We start from the raw sequence: 6,419 nt of genomic DNA on the forward strand, positions 1-6,419 counted from the left end.
TCTCTTTTCTGCGGCGCCGTGTTGGCGGGGGGGGGACCGCGCGCCAGGGTTTATTGTAAGCGAAAGCGCACAGTTGGAATGCCCGGAAAGCGCTGACTTTCGTTGCTGATACGGCCTGGCTTGACCGATATCAATGTCGGGTCGCCTTGATTATGTTTATATTATCGGTTTGGAATTGTAATTCGTCAGTTGTACTTGAAAAATAAGTAAAAATGTCAATTAATTGTGGACTTTATACGCCTTTGGTACCATATAGAGGTCGTCAAAACGAAGAGCGTTGACCGTTGGCGTCAACAATCGACGCGATCTTTCGCAGGTTCATGCCCAAGACCAGCGCCAGGCGCCAAAGTCAGCCATCGTGAGCGACGGTGAAGTCGCTAGAATTGGTGGAATGAAATGTCCCGCAACTGCCTGCCCAAGAATGGCCGTTTTGGTCGGAGAGATTCTGACCGACATTTTGCCGGATAATTCGTTCGCCGAACCCAGCGCCTTTTGCCGGACATCCTCCTCGGCGCGGGCGCTGGAACCCCAGCAATGTTCCTCTTATTATGGTGAGGGCTGAAACCATGGATATGTATGCCAAACACACGAACGTTCACGCCGACCCGTGGAGCGGGTTCAGCGACGGTGCATGGCGCGCCGCGATCGACGTTCGCAACTTCATTCAGGAAAACTACACGCCTTATGAAGGCGATGCGTCCTTCCTCGCGCCGGCCACCGAGCGCACCAAGCAGCTCTGGGATGAGCTGAGCGACCTCTTGAAGCAGGAACGCGCCAAGGGCGGCGTCCTCGACGTTTCGGCAGACAAGCCCTCGACGATCACCGCGCATGATGCCGGCTACATCAACAAGGACCTCGAAATCATCGTCGGCCTGCAGACGGATGCGCCGCTGAAGCGCGCGATCATGCCGAATGGCGGCCTGCGCATGGTCGAGGGCAGCCTCGAGACCTATGGCTACAAGGCGGACGAAACCGTTCACGATGTCTGGACCAAGTATCGAAAGAGCCATAACCAGGGCGTATTCGACGTCTACAGCCCCGACATTCTCGCCTGCCGCAAGTCGGGCGTGATCACCGGTCTGCCGGATGCCTATGGCCGTGGCCGCATCATCGGCGACTATCGCCGCGTTGCCCTTTATGGCACGGATTTCCTGCGCGCTCAAAAGCAGAAGGAATTCCACGAACTCGACGATGCCGTCTTCAATGACAACAATATGCGTCTGCGCGAGGAACTCTCGGAACAGTTCCGCGCGCTCGACGAGCTGCGTGAAATGGCGGCCAAATATGGCGTCGACATTTCGAAGCCCGCCCGCAATGCCCGCGAAGCCGTCCAGGCCGTCTATTTCGGCTATCTGGCCGCCGTGAAGGAACAGAACGGCGCCGCCATGTCGATCGGTCGCATCTCGACCTTCCTCGACATCTATATCGAGCGCGATATCGAAGCCGGTTACATCTCGGAAGACGATGCCCAGGAAATGATCGACGACATGATCATGAAGCTGCGCATCGTCCGCTTCCTGCGCACGCCGGAATATGACGAGCTGTTCTCGGGCGACCCCGTATGGGTCACCGAAGCCATCGGCGGCATGGGCGAAGACGGCCGGACGCTGGTTTCGAAGAACAGCTTCCGTTTCCTCAACACGCTGTTCAACCTGGGTCCCGCGCCGGAGCCGAACCTCACGGTTCTGTGGAGCCCGAGCCTGCCGGAAGGCTTCAAGCACTTCTGCGCCAAGGTTTCGGCCGACACCTGCGCCATCCAGTACGAGAACGACGAGTTGATGCGTCCGAAATGGGGCGACGACTACGGCATTGCCTGCTGCGTCTCGTCGATGCGGATCGGCAAGCAGATGCAGTTCTTCGGAGCCCGCGCCAACCTCGCCAAGGCTCTGCTGTATGCGATCAACGGCGGCGTTGACGAAATGAAGCTGAAGGGCAAGAAGGTTGCCGAGGGGCTGGAACCGATCACCGGCGACGTTCTGGAATATGACGAGGTCGTCGAAAAGTTCGACAAGGCCATGGACTGGCTTGCCAAGACCTACGTCAAGGCTCTGAACGCGATCCACTACATGCACGACAAATATGCGTATGAACGCGTCGAAATGGCGCTGCATGACCGTGATATTCTGCGCACCATGGCTTGCGGCATCGCCGGTCTGTCGATTGCGGCCGATGCGCTGTCGGCGATCAAATATGCCAAGGTCGAGGTCATTCGCGACGAAACCGGACTTGCCGTCGACTACAAGATCACCGGCGATTTCCCGGCCTTCGGCAACAATGACGACCGTGTCGACGACATCGCGGTCTGGCTGACCGAGACCTTCATGAACAAGATCAAGGCACAGCCCTACTTCTACCGTGACTCGATGCCGACGCAGTCGATCCTGACAATCACCTCGAACGTCGTCTACGGCAAGAAGACCGGCAACACGCCGGACGGACGCCGTGCGGGCGAACCCTTCGCGCCGGGCGCCAACCCGATGAACGGTCGCGACAAGAAGGGCTTTGTGGCCGCAGGCGCCTCGCTTGCCAAGCTGCCCTATGACGCCGCCCTCGACGGGATCAGCTGGACCGCCTCGGCAACGCCGGGCAGCCTCGGCCATACCGACGAGGATCGCATCAGGAACCTGTCGAATTGCCTCGACGGTTACACGGCGGCCGGCGGTTTCCACGTCAACGTCAATCTCCTCAACAAGGAGACCCTGGTTGACGCCATGGATCATCCGGAGAAGTATCCGCAGCTGACGATCCGTGTTTCGGGTTATGCGGTGAACTTCATCAAGCTGACGAAGGAACAGCAGCTTGACGTCATCAACCGGACTTTCCACACCTCGATGTAAACGAGAAGAAGAATGCACAAGCGCGTTTCCGCACCAACGAAGCCCACCGGTGTCCATATCGACATCGACCACGGATTTCTCCACTCGGTCGAAACCGGCGGGGCGGTCGACGGTCCGGGAATGCGCTTCGTGTTCTTCATGGCCGGTTGCCAGTTCCGGTGCCTTTATTGCCACAACCCGGATACCTGGAAGCTCCACAACGGTCGCAGGGTCGATGTGGACGACATGCTCAGGGAGGTCCGCCCCTATGCGGGCTTCCTGAAATTCGCCGGCGGCGTCACCTTTTCCGGCGGCGAACCCATGATGCAGGCCGGTTTCATCGGCAATGTCATGGGACATATCAAGAAGGAAATGGGCCTGCATATCGCGCTCGATACGCAGGGCTATCTCCACACCGGCGTCGAAGACGAGTGGTTCGACAATGTCGACCTCGTGATGCTCGATATCAAGCATATCGACCCGGAGAAGTACCATGCGATCACCGCGCAGCATCTGCAGCCGACGCTCGATTTCGCCGAGCGGTTGAAGCGACTGAAGCAGAGAATGTGGATGCGCTATGTGCTGGTGCCGGGGCTGACGGACGATGCCGACGACGTCAACAGGATGGCGGACTACGTCGCTTCGCTCGGCGATATCGTCGAACGCGTCGAGGTTCTGCCGTTCCACCAGATGGGCATTGCCAAATGGGATGCCATGGGCAAGGAATACACGCTGCGCGACACGCCGACGCCGACGACGGACGAGACCGAGGCCGCGCGTGACATCTTCCGGGCGCGCGGTCTGTACACCGTCTGAACGGGCGCGATGAGCCGCCCCTGATCTTCAGAACCCGGCAAAAAGGCCTTCGGGTTGGCGCTCTAACCTATTGAAAGCACGATGCGCTAGAGCGGTTCCGCCTTTCATGGAAACGCGCAACCGCTCTATCTATTTGTTTTGACGCATTTTCGCGGACGTCAGATGTTTCCATCTGACTGCGAAATGCTCTAGGCCCGCCGCTCCGGCGGGCTCGGTTTGTCGGGCTTCGGTCCGCCGTCAGGCCGGCTTGACGAGGATGTGCTTCTTCTTGCCCAGCGAAAGCTTGATGACGCCATCATCCGTGACCGCGTCGGAGCCGACGGCCATGCGTTCGTCGGAAACGCCCTTGTCGTTGAGCTTCACCGCGCCGCCCTTGATGTGGCGACGGGCCTCGCCGTTGGAGCCGGCAAGACCCGCCTGCACCAGAAGCGTGAGAATGCCGATCCCGGCATCGATCTCCGCCTTGCCGACTTCGACGGTCGGGAGGTTTTCGGCGAGCGCGCCTTCCTCGAAGGTCTTGCGCGCCGTCTCCGCCGCCTCTTCGGCGGCGGCCCGGCCGTGCAGCATGGCGGTCACCTCGGTGGCGAGGATCTTCTTAACCTCGTTGATCTCCGATCCGCCGAGCGCCGAAAGCCGCGCGACCTCGTCCATCGGCAGCGTCGTGTAGAGCTTCAGGAAGCGGCCGACATCGGCATCTTCGGTATTGCGCCAGAACTGCCAGAAATCGTAAGCCGACAGCATGTCCGGGTTGAGCCAGACGGCGCCATTTGCCGATTTGCCCATCTTGGCGCCGGAAGCGGTGGTCAGGAGCGGCGCGGTGAGGGCGTAAAGCTGCGGCGCGTCCATGCGGTGGCCGAGATCGATGCCGTTGACGATATTGCCCCACTGGTCCGATCCGCCCATCTGCAGGCGGCAGCCATAATTCCGGTAGAGTTCGACGAAATCATAGGCCTGCAGGATCATGTAGTTGAATTCGAGGAAGGACAGCGACTGCTCGCGGTCGAGCCGCGTCTTCACGCTCTCGAAGGAGAGCATGCGGTTGACGGAGAAATGCCGGCCGACATCGCGCAGGAATTCGAGATAGTTGATGTCGCGCAGCCAGTCGGCATTGTTGATCATCAGCGCCGGCGCTTCGTCGCGGTCATAATCGATATAATTGGCGAAAACCCGCTGGATGGAGGCGATATTGTCCTCGATCATGTCGACCGTCATCAGCTTGCGCGCCTCGTCCTTGAAGGACGGGTCGCCGACCATGCCCGTGCCGCCGCCCATCAGCGAGATCGGCCGGTGGCCGGTCTTCTGGAACCAGTGCAGCATCATGATCTGGATCAGAGAGCCGGCATGGAGCGAGGGCGCCGTCGGGTCGAAGCCGATATAGGCCGTCACCTGCTCCTTGGCCAGAAGGTCATCAAGGCCGGTCTCATCGGAAATCTGATGAATGTAACCGCGCTCGGACAGCGTGTGCAGGAATTCGGATTTGAACTTCGACATGGATCTATCTTTGATTGCTGAATTGCGGACGCGCGCGCTTTAGCACGGTTTTTTGCCCGTGTGCAGGTGTTTTGAAACGGGACCCGAAGGCTGGGACGACAAAAGGCCTGTTGCTGGCTTCCGAAGCTGCGCGTCCGCCCTGGGCCGGGATACGAACGGTAAGGTTAGCCGGCTGGCGTTCCCTGGTGAAAACGCAACCGCCAGTTTCCCTCGATTTCCTGCCAGAGCGAACTGCGGTTTACGTGGCGAACGGCCCGGCCATCGGGTAGCCGATGAAAGGAGCGATAGGTCAGCAACGCCGCATCTTCCGAAATCACGAAAAGCATATAGCCGTCACTTTCCACCGCGTATTCGCGTTCGCCCTCGGCCTGAAGCATGGCGAGTATTGCTGGCTTGTCCAAACACTTGCCCGAACTGCCGAACTCCATAAAGTCATCCGCAAGCAGCGCTGCGGCTTTCGCTGCGTCGCGTCTGATCTCAGGCTGGTGGAGCAGAGCCTCCAATGCTTTGAGGTGTTCGATATCTGTCAAATTGCACCCGTTTTATAAGCAAGCGGCAGCAAGATCACTTTAACGATCGGGTAAATCGCGTAGACGATCGAAAAGTAGCCAACCAGAACGAAGCCGATAACGTTCAATGTTATAGTGGCGATTGCGAGCTCGATGTGTTTTCGCATCAAAACGTAGTTAAGCCCCTGCAACAAGACCATCAGCAGCACGCCGACATAGATAGAATTCCCGACCGTTACGACTTCCGAGAGGCGAATGAGGTAGGTAAGGAGCGCGTTAATGACGAGCCAGCCTGCGATTGGCTTGTATTTCTGAAATTGGTTCATTGCCCCGCCGCATACTGTTTCCTCGAACACTTTGTAGCTTGGGGCTTTCAAAAATTAAAATGACAATTCCCGACAGTTGAGATTCTGCCGGGAATTCAATTCAAAGTAACTTACCTGATCCGCTTCGGCGCGGGTTCCGGCACCAGTTCGCCCTCCAGACGACGGTCGAGATAGTCTTCGCATTCGGCGAGCAGGTCCTCGTTCTTGCCGGAGAAGAAGTGGTTCGCGCCGGCAACGGTCTTCTGGGTGATCAGGATGCCCTTCTGGGTCTTCAGCTTTTCCACCAGGCCGTTGACGTCGCGCGGCGGAGCCACTTTGTCGGCATCGCCGTGGATGATCAGGCCGGAGGAGGGGCAGGGGGCGAGGAAGGAGAAGTCGTAGATGTTCGGCTGCGGAGCGATTGACATGAAGCCCTCGATTTCAGGCCGGCGCATCAGAAGCTGCATGCCGATCCACGAGCC

6 protein-coding genes are annotated in these 6,419 nt (G+C 58.7%); 2 read left to right on the forward strand and 4 right to left on the reverse strand.

Translation table 11 applies throughout. The features are described from left to right. Positions 1-566: 566 nt before the first annotated feature. Together pflB and pflA are read left to right on the forward strand one after the other, a co-directional pair. Positions 567-2,837: a formate C-acetyltransferase gene (pflB, locus tag AC5DC2_RS17335; RefSeq protein WP_491699377.1), complete on the forward strand. Its 2,271-nt coding sequence runs from the start codon at positions 567-569 to the stop codon at positions 2,835-2,837. Between the two features lie 12 nt (positions 2,838-2,849). After that, the gene (pflA, locus tag AC5DC2_RS17340; RefSeq protein ID WP_491699378.1) at positions 2,850-3,632 is read left to right on the forward strand and encodes a pyruvate formate-lyase-activating protein; all 783 of its coding nucleotides are present in this window, start codon (positions 2,850-2,852) and stop codon (positions 3,630-3,632) included. A 237-nt stretch (positions 3,633-3,869) separates the two neighbouring features. On the opposite strand, the gene tyrS is transcribed toward pflA, so the two are convergent. The 4 genes from tyrS to AC5DC2_RS17360 form a co-directional block, all read right to left on the reverse strand. Then, positions 3,870-5,123, reverse strand: coding sequence for a tyrosine--tRNA ligase (gene tyrS, locus AC5DC2_RS17345; protein ID WP_024707652.1), 1,254 nt, complete (start codon positions 5,121-5,123; stop codon positions 3,870-3,872). Positions 5,124-5,287: 164 nt separating this feature from the next. Beyond that, a complete protein-coding gene (locus AC5DC2_RS17350; RefSeq protein WP_491699379.1) occupies positions 5,288-5,653 on the reverse strand; it encodes a nuclear transport factor 2 family protein in 366 nt (121 codons plus the stop codon). Next, the gene (locus tag AC5DC2_RS17355) at positions 5,650-5,958 is read right to left on the reverse strand and encodes a hypothetical protein (protein WP_491699380.1); all 309 of its coding nucleotides are present in this window, start codon (positions 5,956-5,958) and stop codon (positions 5,650-5,652) included. Before AC5DC2_RS17355 ends, AC5DC2_RS17350 begins: the two co-directional genes overlap by 4 nt. Before the next feature lie 110 nt (positions 5,959-6,068). Beyond that, on the reverse strand, positions 6,069-6,419 hold a 351-nt coding region (locus AC5DC2_RS17360; RefSeq protein WP_491699381.1), incomplete at its 5' end, for an alpha/beta hydrolase.

The sequence above is a fragment of the Martelella sp. genome (assembly GCF_984369615.1).